The organism is Citrobacter sp. Cu096 (assembly GCF_030332285.1).
GTDB classification, from domain to species: Bacteria; Pseudomonadota; Gammaproteobacteria; order Enterobacterales; family Enterobacteriaceae; genus Citrobacter; species Citrobacter meridianamericanus.
Window position 1 is genome coordinate 1,321,152 of sequence record NZ_JAOWID010000030.1, and the last position, 15,818, is coordinate 1,336,969.

At 51.8% G+C, this 15,818-nt stretch carries 16 protein-coding genes; 14 read left to right on the top strand and 2 right to left on the bottom strand.

Annotated features, from left to right (window positions below; translation table 11 throughout):
• Positions 1–70 precede the first annotated feature (70 nt).
• Positions 71–1,579 carry a YdgA family protein gene (locus OGX99_RS20680; protein WP_286544957.1) on the top strand — a complete coding sequence of 503 codons (1,509 nt, stop codon included), beginning with the start codon at positions 71–73 and terminating at the stop codon, positions 1,577–1,579.
• A gap of 45 nt (positions 1,580–1,624) precedes the next feature.
• On the opposite strand, the gene OGX99_RS20685 is transcribed toward OGX99_RS20680, so the two are convergent.
• Positions 1,625–2,653, bottom strand: coding sequence for a Mal regulon transcriptional regulator MalI (locus OGX99_RS20685; RefSeq protein ID WP_151219121.1), 1,029 nt, complete (start codon positions 2,651–2,653; stop codon positions 1,625–1,627).
• Positions 2,654–2,822: 169 nt separating this feature from the next.
• Between OGX99_RS20685 and malX the strand changes: the two genes are divergently transcribed.
• The 3 genes from malX (at position 2,823) to add (ending at position 6,700) form a co-directional block, all read left to right on the top strand.
• Entirely contained in the window at positions 2,823–4,415 is a 1,593-nt protein-coding gene (gene malX / locus OGX99_RS20690; RefSeq protein WP_151225419.1) for a maltose/glucose-specific PTS transporter subunit IIBC, read from the top strand.
• A 10-nt stretch (positions 4,416–4,425) separates the two neighbouring features.
• A complete protein-coding gene (locus OGX99_RS20695) occupies positions 4,426–5,598 on the top strand; it encodes a MalY/PatB family protein (protein WP_210905040.1) in 1,173 nt (390 codons plus the stop codon).
• A 100-nt stretch (positions 5,599–5,698) separates the two neighbouring features.
• Positions 5,699–6,700, top strand: a complete 1,002-nt coding sequence (add, locus tag OGX99_RS20700) for an adenosine deaminase (protein WP_151219119.1) — start codon at positions 5,699–5,701, stop codon at positions 6,698–6,700.
• Positions 6,701–6,797: 97 nt separating this feature from the next.
• Here the strand turns inward: add and OGX99_RS20705 are convergent, their stop codons facing one another.
• A complete protein-coding gene (locus OGX99_RS20705) occupies positions 6,798–7,838 on the bottom strand; it encodes an oxidoreductase (RefSeq protein ID WP_151225417.1) in 1,041 nt (346 codons plus the stop codon).
• A gap of 241 nt (positions 7,839–8,079) precedes the next feature.
• On the opposite strand from OGX99_RS20705, the gene blr reads away from it, so the two are divergent.
• The 10 genes from blr (at position 8,080) to nth (ending at position 15,513) form a co-directional block, all read left to right on the top strand.
• Positions 8,080–8,205 (top strand): division septum protein Blr, encoded by a 126-nt coding sequence (gene blr / locus OGX99_RS20710; protein ID WP_210905250.1) that lies wholly within the window; start codon positions 8,080–8,082, stop codon positions 8,203–8,205.
• A 293-nt stretch (positions 8,206–8,498) separates the two neighbouring features.
• Positions 8,499–8,714, top strand: coding sequence for a transcription modulator YdgT (ydgT, locus tag OGX99_RS20715; RefSeq protein WP_151219116.1), 216 nt, complete (start codon positions 8,499–8,501; stop codon positions 8,712–8,714).
• A gap of 91 nt (positions 8,715–8,805) precedes the next feature.
• Entirely contained in the window at positions 8,806–9,246 is a 441-nt protein-coding gene (locus OGX99_RS20720) for a DUF2569 domain-containing protein (RefSeq protein WP_151219115.1), read from the top strand.
• Between the two features lie 76 nt (positions 9,247–9,322).
• Positions 9,323–9,904 carry an electron transport complex subunit RsxA gene (gene rsxA / locus OGX99_RS20725; RefSeq protein WP_003029144.1) on the top strand — a complete coding sequence of 194 codons (582 nt, stop codon included), beginning with the start codon at positions 9,323–9,325 and terminating at the stop codon, positions 9,902–9,904.
• On the top strand, positions 9,904–10,482 hold the full coding sequence (gene rsxB, locus OGX99_RS20730; protein WP_006684670.1) for an electron transport complex subunit RsxB: 579 nt from the start codon (positions 9,904–9,906) through the stop codon (positions 10,480–10,482). The genes rsxA and rsxB overlap by 1 nt, the downstream gene beginning before the upstream one ends.
• Positions 10,475–12,499 carry an electron transport complex subunit RsxC gene (gene rsxC / locus OGX99_RS20735; RefSeq protein ID WP_252838355.1) on the top strand — a complete coding sequence of 675 codons (2,025 nt, stop codon included), beginning with the start codon at positions 10,475–10,477 and terminating at the stop codon, positions 12,497–12,499. The genes rsxB and rsxC overlap by 8 nt, the downstream gene beginning before the upstream one ends.
• Positions 12,500–13,552, top strand: a complete 1,053-nt coding sequence (gene rsxD, locus OGX99_RS20740; protein ID WP_252838354.1) for an electron transport complex subunit RsxD — start codon at positions 12,500–12,502, stop codon at positions 13,550–13,552. It begins immediately after the preceding gene.
• Positions 13,553–13,561: 9 nt separating this feature from the next.
• Positions 13,562–14,182 carry an electron transport complex subunit RsxG gene (gene rsxG, locus OGX99_RS20745; RefSeq protein WP_151225413.1) on the top strand — a complete coding sequence of 207 codons (621 nt, stop codon included), beginning with the start codon at positions 13,562–13,564 and terminating at the stop codon, positions 14,180–14,182.
• Between the two features lie 3 nt (positions 14,183–14,185).
• Positions 14,186–14,881 (top strand): electron transport complex subunit E, encoded by a 696-nt coding sequence (locus tag OGX99_RS20750; RefSeq protein WP_151219099.1) that lies wholly within the window; start codon positions 14,186–14,188, stop codon positions 14,879–14,881.
• Positions 14,878–15,513, top strand: a complete 636-nt coding sequence (nth, locus tag OGX99_RS20755) for an endonuclease III (protein ID WP_003029161.1) — start codon at positions 14,878–14,880, stop codon at positions 15,511–15,513. The genes OGX99_RS20750 and nth overlap by 4 nt, the downstream gene beginning before the upstream one ends.
• Positions 15,514–15,818: the final 305 nt, after the last annotated feature.

A 15,818-nucleotide genomic window follows, 5' to 3' on the forward strand; every position in this document is an offset into this window, starting at 1 on the left:
GTAGTAGGTTAGAGACATGTCACTCCTCCAGGCGTCTTCAAGCGTCTGGTTTTATTATATGGATATCAAAATGAAAAAATCGCTGGTAGCTGCGGGTGTGGTGGTTGCACTGGGTATCGTCTGGACGGGCGGCGCCTGGTACACAGGAAAAAAACTCGAAACGCATCTCGCCGAGATGGTGACGCAGGCAAACGATCAGTTAAAACGCTACTCTCCCGAGGCTGGCATTGAACTGAGTTATCAGAACTACCAGCGCGGCGTGTTCAATAGCCAACTGCAGTTGGTGGTAAAACCTATTGCCGGACAGGCAGATTCCTGGCTGAAACCGGGGCAAAGTATTGTCCTGAATGAAACGGTGGATCACGGTCCTTTCCCGCTGGCCCAACTGAAGTCACTGAATCTGGTTCCAGCGATGGCCTCCGTGAAAACGACGCTGGTGAATAACGACGTTACCAAACCACTGTTTGATATTGCCAAAGGCGAGACGCCATTCGTCATTAATTCGCGCATTGGCTACAGCGGGGATACCCGTTCCGATCTTACTCTCAAACCACTGAACTACGAGAAAGGCGATGAAAAAGTCGCCTTTAGCGGCGGTGAGTTCCAGTTTACCGCTGACAAAGACGGTAATGCTGTGTCGTTAACTGGCGATGCGCAGAGTGGTCTGGTTAATGCGGTTAATGAGTATGATCAGAAAGTACAAATTACGTTCAATAACCTGAAAACTGAAGGTTCCAGCAGTATCGCCAGCTTTGGTGAACGCATTGGCGACCAGAAACTGTCACTCGAAAAACTGTCGATTTCAGTCGAAGGCAAAGAGTTAGCGGTTCTGGAAGGCATGGGCATCGATGGTAAATCCGATCTGATCAACGATGGCAAAACCGTCAACAGCCAGTTGGATTACACCCTGAATAGCCTGAAATTGCAGGGTCAGGATATGGGGAGCGGTAAGCTGACGCTGAAAGTTGGCCAGATTGACGGGGAAGCACTGCATCAGTTTAGTCAGCAATACAGCGCCCAAACCAAAGCGCTGATGGCGCAGATTGATGTGGTACAGAACCCTGAGCTCTATCAACAGAAAGTCACTGAAGCCTTCTTTAATGCGCTGCCGATTCTGATGAAAGGCGAACCGGTTATCACCATTGTCCCACTGAGCTGGAAGAATGCAAAGGGTGAAACCGCATTTAACCTGTCCCTGCTGCTAAAAGATCCGACCACAAATACCGTGGAGCCGCAAACGCTGGCTCAGGAAGTGGACCGTTCAGTCAAATCACTGGATGCGAAGCTGACAATCCCTGTCGATATGGCGACCGAGTTCATGACGAAGATTGCCAAACTGGAAGGATATCAGCAGGAAGAAGCGGCGGATCTGGCGAAGCAACAGGTTAATGGCCTGGCGGCAATGGGCCAGATGTTCCGTATTACGACGCTGCAGGACAACGTTATCGGCTCCAGCCTGCAATACGCTAACGGCCAGGTAACGCTGAACGGGCAAAAAATGCCACTGGATGAGTTTGTTGGTATGTTCGGTATGCCTTCTCTGGCAGAACCGGATGCTCCAGCCATCCCTCAACAGTAATCACGTCTCGATGACAGGCCCGATAACGTTGTTTGTCGGGCTTTTTTATTTCGCTGCCACCAGACGAGCGGAAAGCGTCAGATTGCGTGAATGACTTTCATCGTGGCCAATGCGTTGTAACATGCGTTCAGCAAGGGTGTATCCCATTTCACGCGCAGGCGTGCATGCCCAGATAATGGGAATATCGTCCAGCGCGTTTTCTGCCACATCGGCGAATCCGGCCAGCGAAATTTGCTGTTCGAAATAGCGATCTACGCCAATTTCACCACTCTGACGCCCCGCTCTCATCAGGCCAAACCAGGCACCTACGGCAATGATTTCGTTGTAGCATACCACCGCACTGATCGTTGGATTGCGACGTAATAGCGCCGTCACCTCTTCTGCGGCCTGCTTCTGACTGGATGAACATTCCAGCACCCACTCGCTATGAAACGGTAAACCATATTTTAGCAACGTAGCACAATAGCCGCCGACGCGCTCTGCGCGGGTCAATGAAGAACTCTTGCCACCCAGCCAGGCAATTCGTTGGTGTCCGTGGCGGATCAGATGTTCAACCAGTAACTGTGCAGCCTGCATGTTATCGGGCCTGACGGTGTCAACATCGTCCATATAGCTGGCTCGTGATGCAAAAACCACTGGGATCCCTTTGTCAGCAGCCAGCTGTTGCAGTGTGTCACTGCTGCCAGCTACCCCCGCGATCACCACGCCATCTACCCCTTGATTGAGTAACATCGCGAAACGCTGGGCCAGCTGGTCACCATCTTTCCCGCCGTGCAGTAAGAACACCATGCGCCCCTGTGCTTCTAACGCTTCCGTCAGGCCCGCCGTCAATTCGGCGTAAAATGGCGCAGAAAGATCGCGCACAATCAAACCAATAACACCGCTCTGCCCACCGCGCAATGCAGATGCTTGCCGGTTACGTACAAATCCCAGTTGCTCAATAGCAGCATTCACCCGTTCGCCGGTTGCTGATGAAATTCGCCCTTTTCCACTAAGCACCAATGAGACAGTACTGACCGAAACCCCTGCAGCCAGCGCAACATCATGGATGGTTATTTTTTTGGCTATAGCCATAAAAACAGAAAACTCCCTGATAACGTGATGGATAAAACGTTTTATCAATCACTTATATTTATACGCTCTATTATCGTTCGATAATGTGATTTGTACCGCACTAAAATTAGGTAAAACGTTTTATCTTCTCGCCATCATTAGTCAGCCAGCTTTTACAAGGAGTCGTTTGATGACGACGAGAACCACACCAAAAATAACGTTATGGGAATTTTTTCAGCAGTTGGGCAAGACCTTCATGCTGCCCGTCGCACTGCTCTCATTTTGTGGGATCATGTTGGGGATCGGCAGCTCGTTAAGCAGCCATGATGTCCTGACGCTGATCCCGGCGTTGGGAAATCCGCTGCTACAGGCCATCTTTACCTGGATGAGTAAAGTTGGCTCATTTGCGTTTAGCTTCCTGCCAGTGATGTTCTGTATCGCCATTCCTCTTGGTCTGGCGCGCGAGAACAAAGGCGTGGCGGCTTTTGCCGGTTTTGTCGGGTATGCGGTCATGAACCTTGCCGTCAACTTCTGGTTAACCGCCAAAGGTATCTTACCCACCACTGATGCAGCGATCCTGAAAGCCAACAACGTGCAAAATATTTTGGGGATCCAGTCGATCGATACCGGGATCCTCGGCGCAGTAATTGCCGGGATCATTGTCTGGATGCTGCATGAACGCTTCCACAATATTCGCCTGCCGGATGCGCTGGCATTCTTCGGCGGAACCCGCTTTGTGCCTATCATTTCCTCGGTGGTGATGGGACTGGTCGGGTTGGTTATTCCCCTGATTTGGCCGGTTTTCGCCATGGGTATTACCGGGCTCGGCCACATCATCAACAGCGCAGGCGAATTTGGTCCGATGCTGTTTGGTACCGGTGAACGTCTGCTGCTACCTTTTGGCCTGCATCATATTCTGGTGGCATTAATTCGCTTCACGGAGGCCGGTGGTACTCAGGAAGTCTGCGGTCATAGTGTGAGCGGCGCACTAACTATTTTCCAGGCTCAGTTGAGCTGCCCGACAACGCAAGGTTTCTCTGAAAGCGCAACTCGCTTCCTGTCCCAGGGTAAAATGCCGGCGTTCCTCGGTGGTTTACCGGGTGCGGCATTAGCGATGTACCACTGCGCGCGTCCTGAAAATCGTCATAAAATTAAAGGGTTATTAATTTCTGGTCTGATTGCCTGCGTTATTGGTGGCACTACCGAACCCCTCGAGTTCTTATTCCTGTTCGTCGCCCCGGTTCTGTATGTGATCCACGCCCTGTTGACCGGGCTTGGCTTCACCGTAATGGCGGTACTTGGCGTCACCATCGGTAATACTGACGGTAACCTGATTGACTTCGTGGTGTTTGGCATTCTGCACGGGCTGTCCACCAAGTGGTATCTGGTCCCTGTTGTAGCGGCGATCTGGTTTGCGGTGTACTACGTGATCTTCCGCTTCGCCATCACACGCTTCAATTTGAAGACGCCGGGTCGTGAAGTAGAACTTGCCAACAATATCGAGAAAGTCATGGCTGGAGCGCCTGGTAAATCGGGTTACAACGTTCCTGCTATTCTGGCAGCGCTGGGCGGTGCGGAAAACATTGTCAGCCTGGATAACTGTATTACCCGTCTGCGTTTGTCAGTAAAAGATATGTCGCTTGTTAACGTACAGGCTCTGAAGGACAATCGTGCCATTGGCGTAGTACAGCTCAATCAGCATAACCTTCAGGTCGTTATTGGTCCGCAGGTCCAGTCAGTAAAAGACGAGATCGCGGTTCTGATGAACACCGTACAGGCTTAAGGACAACACTATGTATGATTTTTCAAAGGTAGTGGACAGGCACGGTACCTGGTGTACTCAGTGGGATTACGTTGCCGACCGTTTTGGTTCAGCCGACCTGCTGCCGTTCACCATCTCCGATATGGATTTTGCCACCGCGCCTTGTATTCTGGAGGCGCTGACTCAGCGCCTGTCACATGGCGTGCTCGGCTACAGTCGCTGGAAAAATGATGAGTTTCTGGCAGCGATTAGCCACTGGTTTCATATGCGTCACAATACGCAAATCGATCCTCAGTCGCTGGTGTATGGCCCCTCGGTCATCTATATGGTCTCGGAGCTGATCCGCCAGTGGTCTTCTGCGGGTGATGCGGTGGTGATTCATACGCCGGCGTACGACGCGTTTTACAAAGCAATTGAAGGTAATCAGCGCGTGGTGCGCGCTGTCGAACTGGAAAAGCGCACTGACGGCTGGTATTGCGACATGGTTGCCCTGGAGAAAGCGCTTTCTCGACCAGAAAGTAAAATTCTTCTGCTTTGCAGCCCACAAAATCCGACGGGCAAAGTGTGGACTCGCAATGAACTGGAAACCATGGCGGAACTGTGCGAACGCCACGGCGTTAAGGTTATTTCCGATGAGATCCATATGGATATGGTATGGGGAGAACAACCGCACATTCCGTGGAGTAACGTCGCGCGCGAAAACTGGGCTCTGCTCACCTCCGGCTCAAAGAGTTTTAATATTCCGGCATTAACCGGGGCTTATGGAATCATTGAGGATGCGCAAAGCCGCAATGATTACCTCAGCGCGTTGAAGGGTCGTGATGGTCTTTCCTCGCCTGCGGTGCTGGCGCTTAGCGCGCATATTGCCGCTTATCAACAAGGCGCAAGCTGGCTTGATTCGCTGCGCGACTATCTTGCCAGTAATCTGCATTACGTAGCCCAAGAGCTAAATGCGGCCTTCCCCGAACTTAACTGGCAGGTTCCGCAATCCACTTATCTGGCATGGATTGACCTGCGCCCGCTGAATATTGATGACCATGCCTTGCAGGATGCTCTCATCAACCAGCAGAGAGTCGCCATCATGCCGGGATATACCTACGGAGAAGAAGGTCGAGGTTTTGTGCGTCTCAACGCCGGATGTCCACGATCCAAGCTTGAAAAAGGCGTTCAGGGATTGATTAACGCCATCCATTCGGTACGCTAACTCAGTTTGCGCAATGAAATTATTCATTGCGCAACATAGATTTTTATCCCGATTTTTTCATATAATACGACGCACTTTACCTAAATACACGAGTGCGACCATGATTGATACTTCCCTCCCACTAACCGACGTCCATCGCCATCTTGATGGTAACATCCGTGCGCAAACGATCCTCGATCTGGGTCGTCAGTTCAATTTGACGCTTCCGGCGCAAACACTTGAAACACTGATCCCTCATGTACAAATCACATCTACTGAGCCGGATTTAGTGAGCTTTTTATCCAAGCTCGATTGGGGCGTGAAGGTACTGGCCTCGCTGGATGCCTGTCGCCGTGTGGCATTTGAGAATATTGAGGATGCCGCACGTAACGGCCTGCACTATGTAGAATTACGTTTTTCCCCAGGCTATATGGCGATGGCGCATCAACTTCCCGTTGCTGGCGTAGTTGAAGCCGTCATTGCCGGCGTTCGCGAAGGCTGCAAGACCTTTGGCGTCGAGGCACGCTTAATTGGCATTATGAGTCGTACCTTCGGTGAAGCCGCCTGCCTGCAGGAGCTGGATGCGCTGTTAGCACACCGGGACCAGATTACCGCCCTGGATCTGGCCGGCGACGAGCTGGGCTTCCCGGGTAGTCTGTTCCTGTCGCATTTCAACCAGGCGCGTGACGCGGGATGGCGTATTACCGTGCATGCAGGTGAAGCCGCGGGACCAGAAAGCATCTGGCAGGCCATTAAAGAGCTGGGCGCTGAGCGTATTGGTCACGGCGTTAAAGCCGTTGAAGATCGTGCGTTGATGGATTATCTCGCTGAGCACCGGATCGGCATCGAATCCTGCCTGACATCGAACATTCAGACCAGCACCGTCGCCTCCCTGGCGACCCATCCGCTGAAGACATTCCTCGAGCACGGCGTGGTAGCCAGTTTAAATACGGACGATCCGGCGGTGCAAGGGGTGGATATTATTCATGAGTACACCATTGCCGCACCCGCTGCGGGGTTAACGCGAGAACAGATCCGCCAGGCGCAAATCAACGGACTGGAAATGGCATTTCTGAGTAACGAAGAGAAACGTGCGCTGCGTGAGAAAGTTGCCGCAGCGTAATAGCAGTATCGCAGGTCGCTAATGATTATCCGGCCTACGTTGGGTTTTTGTAGGCCGGATAACTGTGCCCGGGCACAGTTATCCGGCATTGGCGTAATCAGGCAAGGCACAATGTCGAACGATGCTTAGCTGATTCAATACCAAGCTCAATCAGTTCCATGATTTGGATCGCTTGTCTCGCCGGTACCGGGTTTTCACCGTGACCATTTAACGCATCACGAATGCCAGCATAATACGCAGGATAGTTGCCCGGTACGGTAAGCCAGGTCTCTTCAACCTGCTCTTCACCTTCAATTCGCGTCAATACGCCATCGCGCATGTCATAACCCCAATCCTCCTGAGGCAGTCGCTCGCCATTTTTCAGGCGCTCTTCCTGTGGGTCAAGACCATACTTCACATAGCTACCGCGCGAACCGTGTACAATATAACGGGCCGATTCTGCGGCTGCGAGCATGGTACCGTGCAGAATCACACGACGCTGCGGATACGTCAGAATGGCATGGAAGTAGTCCGTTGCTTGCGCCCCCGGGCGAAGTTGAGCCAGATCAACCGTCAAGCTGACGGGTAAACCAAACAGGTTAATCGCCTGATCCAAAAGGTGCGGTGCTAGATCATACCAGATACCGCTTCCCGGGCCGCCCTGTTCACGCCAACGGTCACGAACCTGCGGACGGAAACGATCGAAATGAGATTCGAAATACGCGACTTCCCCCAGCACACCATCCGCCAGCAGAGCTTTGAGCGTCAGAAAATCACTGTCCCAGCGCCGATTATGGAAAACAGACAGCACACGCCCGAGGCTACGCGCTAACGCATCCAGTTCGCGAGCTTGTGACAGTGTCACAGTGAAAGGCTTATCAACAACCACATGTTTGCCCGCTTCCAGCGCAGCCTTTGCTAACGGGAAGTGCGTATCATTAGGCGTGGGGATCACAATCAGGTCGATATTCGGATCGTTAAAAAGATGCTTAGGCTCAGCAACAACCGCGACCTGCGGCCAGTCTGCCTTCACTTTTGCTTCATCACTACTGGAAACTGCAACCAATTCCAGGCCCGGTGTGCCCACGATCAGCGGGGCATGGAAAGTTTTGCTGGCGTAACCATAGCCAATTAGCCCAACGCGGATGTTGTCGCTCATGTTATTGCCTCTCAATTCAGGACTGACCTATTTCACACCATACCCTGCAACGTCTCAATAGTTTAATAACCTTTACGCTACAAAGGTTGTTTCTTAACTTAAGTCAAACATATGCCACTTATGCTTAACTTACCGCGAAAAAGAGGGAGAAATCGTTCCCAATTATCTTGCTGTATTATTGAGAGATTAGTAACATTTGCAGCCTGTGTTTATGGATAAATCAAAGCAAATGTCATCAGTAATGAATCGTCTTATTGAATTAACAGGTTGGATTGTTCTCACCGTCTCCGTGATCCTGCTGGGTGTTGCCAATCATATTGACAATTACCAGCCGCCGGAGCCCGTTGCTACCGTGCAGAAGAAATAAGCATCTGCAGCACTTTTGCGCCCGGCAATTAACATGTGTTAGTTGCGTCATATGGCTACAAAAGATCGAATTCTGTCAAAAAAAGCGAATTATGCCGCATCCTTCTCCGCAGCATATTGCCTGTGGTAGCGAAGCGCGTTACCCTTGCTGCAGGTGTGCATAACGCCTACTTTTCCACAGGTATGAACTCTCTTCTTACATTTGCGCGTAAATCCGCTTTTACCTGTGCACGTTGTTTATTTTTTATATTATCTACTCCGTTGGTATTATTTTATTAATATGGATCTTCATTTATGACTGTTCAGGATTACTTATTAAAATTCCGCAAAATCAGTTCACTCGAAAGCCTGGAAAAACTGTTCGACCATCTTAACTACACGCTCACCGACGACGGCGACATTATCAATATGTACCGTGCGGCAGACCACCGCCGTGCAGAGCTAACTTCGGGAGGCCGCCTGTTTGATGTTGGTCAGATCCCTAAATCAGTCTGGCATTACGTGCAATAAATAAGAAAGTAGCGCTTAACGTTAAAAGCTTTATAATAATTGCCCCAAAATAAAAGGCATGCTTGATCGCGCGCGTAAACCTGGAGAAGAGATGACTACCACACCGGCACAACGTATCGGAGGCTGGCTACTTGGGCCACTGGCCTGGCTGTTAGTCGCATTGCTGAGCGCTTCGCTGGCGTTACTACTTTACGTCACTGCGCTGGCTACACCGCAAACCTTCCAAACCCTGGGTGAACAAAGTACGGCCAATTTGTTGCTATGGGGCGTCTCCTTTATTACCGCAATCGCCATGTGGTATTACACACTGTGGCTGACGATTGCATTTTTCAAGCGCAGAGCCTGTGTGCCCAAGCACTATATTCTGTGGTTGTTGATTTCCGTGCTACTGGCGATTAAAGCGTTTGCTTTTTCACCGGTCCCGGACGCCTTTGCCGTGCGCCAACTGTTGTTCCCATTGTTAGCGGCAGCACTGTTGGTACCCTACTTTAAACGCTCGCAGCGCGTAAAAACAACGTTTGTGAACCCGTAATAACCCTACAGTTAACCTGTTGTCGCCTGTTCTGGATTGTCAGATAATAGGCGGCTTTTTTATTTCAGGCCGAAAAATGACTGATTACCTGCTGCTGTTTGTCGGAACTGTACTGGTCAATAACTTTGTACTGGTTAAGTTTCTGGGCCTTTGTCCATTCATGGGCGTTTCCAAAAAACTGGAAACCGCAATGGGTATGGGCCTTGCCACGACGTTTGTCATGACGCTGGCATCCATCTGCGCATGGCTGATTGATACCTGGATTCTAATCCCGCTCAATCTCATCTATCTGCGCACGTTGGCATTTATTCTGGTTATCGCTGTCGTTGTGCAGTTTACTGAGATGGTTGTACGCAAAACCAGCCCTGCACTTTACCGTCTGCTGGGGATCTTCCTGCCGCTGATCACCACAAACTGCGCGGTGTTGGGTGTGGCGCTTCTGAATATCAACCTCGGCCATAACTTTTTACAGTCGGCACTGTACGGTTTTTCCGCCGCTGTCGGCTTCTCGCTGGTGATGGTACTGTTCGCTGCTATTCGCGAACGCCTTGCTGTGGCAGATGTCCCGGCTCCGTTTCGCGGTAACGCAATTGCTCTAATTACCGCCGGTCTAATGTCATTGGCCTTTATGGGCTTTAGTGGTTTGGTGAAGTTGTAATGAATGCTATCTGGATTGCCGTTGCCGCAGTGAGTCTACTGGGTCTGGCGTTCGGCGCTATTTTGGGTTACGCCTCACGACGCTTTGCCGTCGAGGATGATCCGGTGGTGGAGAAAATTGATGAAATTCTACCACAAAGCCAATGTGGACAATGCGGTTATCCGGGCTGCCATCCTTATGCAGAAGCGATCGGCTCTCAGGGTGAAAAAATTAACCGTTGCGCACCCGGTGGTGAAGCTGTGATGTTAAAAATTGCCGCCCTGCTGAACGTCGACCCGCAGCCGATTGATGGTGATGAACATGATGTTACGCCCGTACGTATGCTGGCGGTCATTGATGAAAATAACTGTATCGGTTGCACAAAGTGCATTCAGGCCTGCCCCGTCGATGCGATCGTGGGCGCGACGCGCGCCATGCACACGGTGATGAGCGATCTCTGCACCGGCTGCAACCTGTGCGTTGATCCGTGCCCGACGCAGTGCATCGAGTTACGTCCGGTAGCCGAGACACCAGACAGCTGGAAATGGGATTTAAACACCATTCCTGTGCGCATCATTCCCGTGGAACAACATGTTTAAGTTATTCTCTGCATTCAGAAAAAATAAAATCTGGGACTTTGATGGCGGCATTCATCCACCAGAAATGAAGACTCAGTCAAACGGTACGCCGCTGCGGCAGGTTCCGCTGGCGCCACGTTTTGTTATTCCGCTGAAACAACATATTGGCGCGGAGGGTGAACTGTGCATCAGCGTGGGCGACACTGTGTTGCGAGGCCAGGCGCTAACCATAGGGCGTGGCAAAATGCTTCCGGTACATGCGCCAACGTCAGGCACCGTGGTGGCCATTGCCCCGCACTCTACCGCGCATCCATCGGCGTTAGCTGAGCTGAGCGTTATCATTGACGCTGATGGCGAAGACCGCTGGATCGAGCGCGACGGCTGGGCCGATTATGGCTCCCGCAGCCGGGAAGAACTGATCGCGCGTATTCATCAGTTTGGCGTCGCCGGACTGGGCGGCGCAGGTTTTCCCACCGGTGTAAAACTGCAGGGCGGCGGTGATAAAATTGAAACACTGATCATCAACGCCGCTGAATGCGAGCCGTATATTACAGCTGATGACCGCCTGATGCAGGACTGCGCGGCGCAGGTCGTCGAAGGTATCCGCATCCTGGCCCACATTCTTCAGCCACGTGAAATTCTGTTGGGCATCGAAGATAACAAACCGCAGGCAATTTCCATGCTGCGCGCGGTGCTGGCTGATTCACACGATATCAGCTTGCGCGTGATCCCTACTAAGTATCCGTCCGGCGGGGCCAAACAGTTAACGCAAATTCTGACTGGCAAGCAGGTTCCCCATGGTGGACGCTCATCCGATATTGGCGTGCTGATGCAAAACGTCGGAACCGCCTATGCGATCAAACGTGCGGTAATTGACGGAGAACCGATCACCGAGCGTGTCGTGACGCTTACCGGGGAGGCCGTCAGTCGTCCAGGCAACGTCTGGGCGCGTTTAGGTACGCCAGTTCGTCATCTGCTCAACGACGCGGGCTTTTGTCCTTCCGCCGACCAGATGGTGATTATGGGTGGACCGCTGATGGGCTTTACGCTGCCATGGCTGGATGTACCGGTGGTCAAGATAACCAACTGTCTTCTGGCACCTTCTGCTAGTGAAATGGGTGAAACGCCAGAAGAGAAAGGCTGTATTCGCTGTAGCGCTTGCGCCGATGCCTGCCCGGCCGATCTCCTGCCACAGCAGCTTTATTGGTTCAGTAAAGGGCAACAGCACGACAAAGCCACGGCCCACAATATCGCCGACTGCATTGAATGCGGTGCCTGCGCCTGGGTATGCCCAAGCAACATTCCATTGGTGCAGTATTTCCGTCAGGAAAAAGCCGAGATTTACGCCATTAGTCAGGAAGAAAAACGTGCAGCTGAAGCAAAAGCGCGATTTGAAGCCCGACAGGCACGCCTTGAACGTGAAAAAGCTGCCCGTCTTGAACGTCACAAAAACGCAGCCGTTCAGCCTGCAGCGAAAGATCATGATGCCATCGCCGCCGCGCTGGCTCGCGTAAAAGAAAAGCAGGCTCAGGTGCTGCAACCCGTGGTGATTCAACCAGGCGAAAAACCTGACAATAGCGCCGTGATAGCCGCACGCGAGGCGCGTAAGGCGCAGGCTCGCGTGGCCCGAACGGAAAATCAGGCCCAGGTTGAAGAGAACAGCACAGGTAGTGACCCACGTAAAGCCGCCGTGGAAGCGGCAATCGCACGCGCCAAAGCCCGCAAGCTTGAGCAGCAGACAACAACGGAAACAGCCGAGCCGGTTGATCCCCGCAAAGCCGCCGTGGAAGCGGCAATCGCTCGTGCCAAAGCCCGCAAGCTTGAGCAGCAGACAGCAACTGAAACAGCCGAACCGGTTGATCCCCGCAAAGCCGCCGTGGAAGCGGCAATCGCTCGTGCAAAAGCCCGCAAGCTTGAGCAGCAGACAGCAACGGCAACAGCCGAGTCGGTTGATCCACGTAAAGCCGCCGTCGCGGCCGCTATCGCACGCGCTCAGGCAAAGAAAGCCGCGCAGCAGCAGGTTGTTAACGAGGAATAAATGGTATTCAGAATAGCAAGCTCCCCTTATACCCATAACCAGCGCCAGACATCACGAATCATGATGTTGGTGTTACTTGCGGCGTTGCCAGGGATCGCCGCGCAGCTGTGGTTCTTTGGCTGGGGTACGTTGTTCCAGATAGTTCTGGCCGCCATCAGCGCTATCGCCGCCGAAGCGGGCGTGCTTAGACTGAGGAAACAACCCATCGTGCCAATTTTAAAAGACAACTCCGCCTTACTCACCGGGTTGTTGCTGGCCGTGAGTATTCCTCCGCTCTCCCCCTGGTGGATGGTGGTATTAGGCACGGTATTCGCGGTTATTATTGCTAAACAGTTGTATGGCGGTCTCGGTCAGAACCCGTTTAACCCTGCCATGATTGGTTACGTCGTGCTGCTAATCTCATTTCCGGTACAGATGACCAGCTGGCTGCCGCCGCACGAAATTGCGGCTACCGTGCCTGGGTTCTTTGACGCACTGAACGTTATCCTTAGCGGCCACACTGTCAGCGGCGGGGATATGAATACGCTGCGAATGGGCATTGATGGTATCAGCCAGGCAACGCCTCTTGACACCTTTAAGACGTCATTGCATGCAGGGCGTACTGTTGAACAGGTGATGCAATACCCGATCTATAGCGGTGTGCTGGCAGGTGCAGGCTGGCAGTGGGTTAATCTTGCCTGGCTGGCAGGCGGGATCGTTCTGTTATGGCAGAAGGCGATTCGCTGGCATATCCCGGTTAGCTTTCTTCTGTCTCTCGCCGTTTGCGCCACCCTGGGATGGTGGATCTCACCGGAGTCACTCGCATCACCTCAGTTACACCTGCTTTCAGGCGCGACCATGCTGGGTGCATTCTTTATTCTTACCGACCCCGTTACGGCCTCGACAACTAACCGTGGCCGCCTGGTTTTTGGCGCACTTGCAGGTCTGTTAGTGTGGTTGATTCGCAGTTTTGGCGGTTATCCTGACGGTGTGGCCTTTGCCGTATTACTGGCAAATATCACGGTTCCCTTGATTGATTATTACACCCGCCCTCGCGTGTACGGACATCGCTAAGGAATTCCAATGCTGAAAACGATTCGTAAACACGGTATTACGCTGGCACTGTTTGCTGCGGGCTCAACGGGATTAACCGCGGCAATCAATCAATTAACCAAGTCCACCATTGATGAACAGGCCGCATTGCAGCAAAAAGCACTGTTCGATCAGGTTCTGCCAGGCGACCGCTACAATAATAACTTGTCTGAGAGCTGTTATCTGGTTAATGCGCAGGCGTTAGGTAAAGGTACTCACCGTGTGTATATTGCGCGCCAGGACGACCATCCCGTGGCAGCAATTCTTGAAGCTACAGCGCCAGATGGTTATTCCGGGGCTATTCAACTGCTGGTCGGTGTCGATTTTACGGGTACTGTGTTGGGTACGCGGGTAACCGAGCATCATGAAACGCCGGGACTGGGCGACAAAATCGAACTGCGGCTTTCTGACTGGATCACCCACTTTAGTGGCAAAACAATCGCTGCGGGTAACGACGCCCACTGGGCGGTAAAAAAAGACGGCGGTGACTTTGACCAGTTTACTGGCGCAACCATTACGCCGCGGGCGGTAGTGAATGCAGTAAAACGCGCCGGTTTGTATGCTCAAACGCTACCCGCACAGCTTCCTCAACTTAGCGCCTGTGGAGAATAAACCATGAGCGAAATTAAAGACGTTATTGTCCAGGGGTTATGGAAAAATAACTCCGCGCTTGTGCAGTTACTCGGGATGTGTCCGTTGTTGGCTGTTACCTCTACCGCCACTAACGCGCTGGGGCTGGGGCTCGCGACGACGCTCGTCCTGACGCTGACCAATCTGACGATTTCGGCCCTTCGTCGCTGGACACCGCCTGAAATCCGTATTCCAATTTATGTCATGATCATCGCCTCTGTGGTGAGTGCAGTGCAGATGCTGATTAATGCCTACGCCTTTGGCCTGTATCAGTCTCTGGGCATCTTTATCCCGCTGATTGTGACCAACTGTATTGTTGTTGGTCGTGCTGAAGCCTTCGCCGCCAAAAAAGGCCCAGCATTATCCGCGCTCGATGGTTTCTCCATCGGTATGGGGGCTACCGGCGCCATGTTTGTTCTGGGCTCACTGCGTGAAATAATTGGTAACGGTACACTATTTGATGGCGCCGACGGTTTGTTGGGTAGCTGGGCTAAAGTATTGCGCGTTGAGATCTTCCATACTGATACGCCGTTTCTGCTGGCCATGCTGCCACCAGGCGCGTTTATTGGTCTGGGCTTGATGCTGGCAGTTAAGTATCTTATTGATGAGAAAATGAAGAAACGTCGTGCCGAGGCGGCTGTCGTGGACAGTCCGGCTGGTGAAACAGGGAATGTGTCATGAACAAAGCTAAACGGCTGGAAATTCTCACTCGCCTGCGTGATAACAATCCGCATCCAACAACCGAGCTTAATTTTACATCACCTTTCGAACTGCTGATTTCGGTCTTGCTTTCCGCTCAGGCCACCGATGTCAGCGTCAATAAAGCAACGGCCAAGCTTTACCCCGTCGCTAATACGCCCGCCGCGATGCTGGAGCTAGGCGTCGAAGGCGTTAAGTCCTACATTAAAACAATCGGTTTGTTTAACAGCAAAGCGGAGAACGTGATTAAAACCTGCCGCATTTTACTGGAACAACACAATGGCGAGGTTCCGGAAGACAGAGCCGCATTAGAAGCCCTGCCTGGCGTTGGGCGCAAGACGGCGAATGTGGTGTTAAATACTGCCTTTGGCTGGCCGACTATTGCTGTAGATACCCATATTTTCCGGGTATGTAACCGGACACAATTTGCCCCTGGTAAAAACGTCGAACAGGTAGAAGAGAAGCTACTGAAAGTCGTACCCAGTGAATTTAAAGTCGATTGCCATCACTGGTTAATTCTTCATGGCCGCTACACCTGTATAGCCAGGAAGCCTCGTTGTGGTTCCTGCATCATCGAAGATCTCTGTGAATTCAAAGAGAAAGTTGATATCTGATGCTGCCGGGGCATCCTCTTTGCCCCTCGCATACATAACGATTAGTTATGCACTCCCTCGCAATAGTTTTCCCGACAATGATGCCATTCAATTACCCATCTCTAATGTAATATTCTTGTGAATTAGCGCCTGAGCAGGTTAATCGTTTTTTTAGTACTAGAAATTTCTATCTATACGTGATCAGGATCACGCAGCTAACACAATGTTAAAAAATATTTATTTTTTAGTTAAAGTGACAATCATATGACCTAAGTGAACAGTTTATAAACAAAACATTACACTAGCTATTTTTCAGATATTGGCCT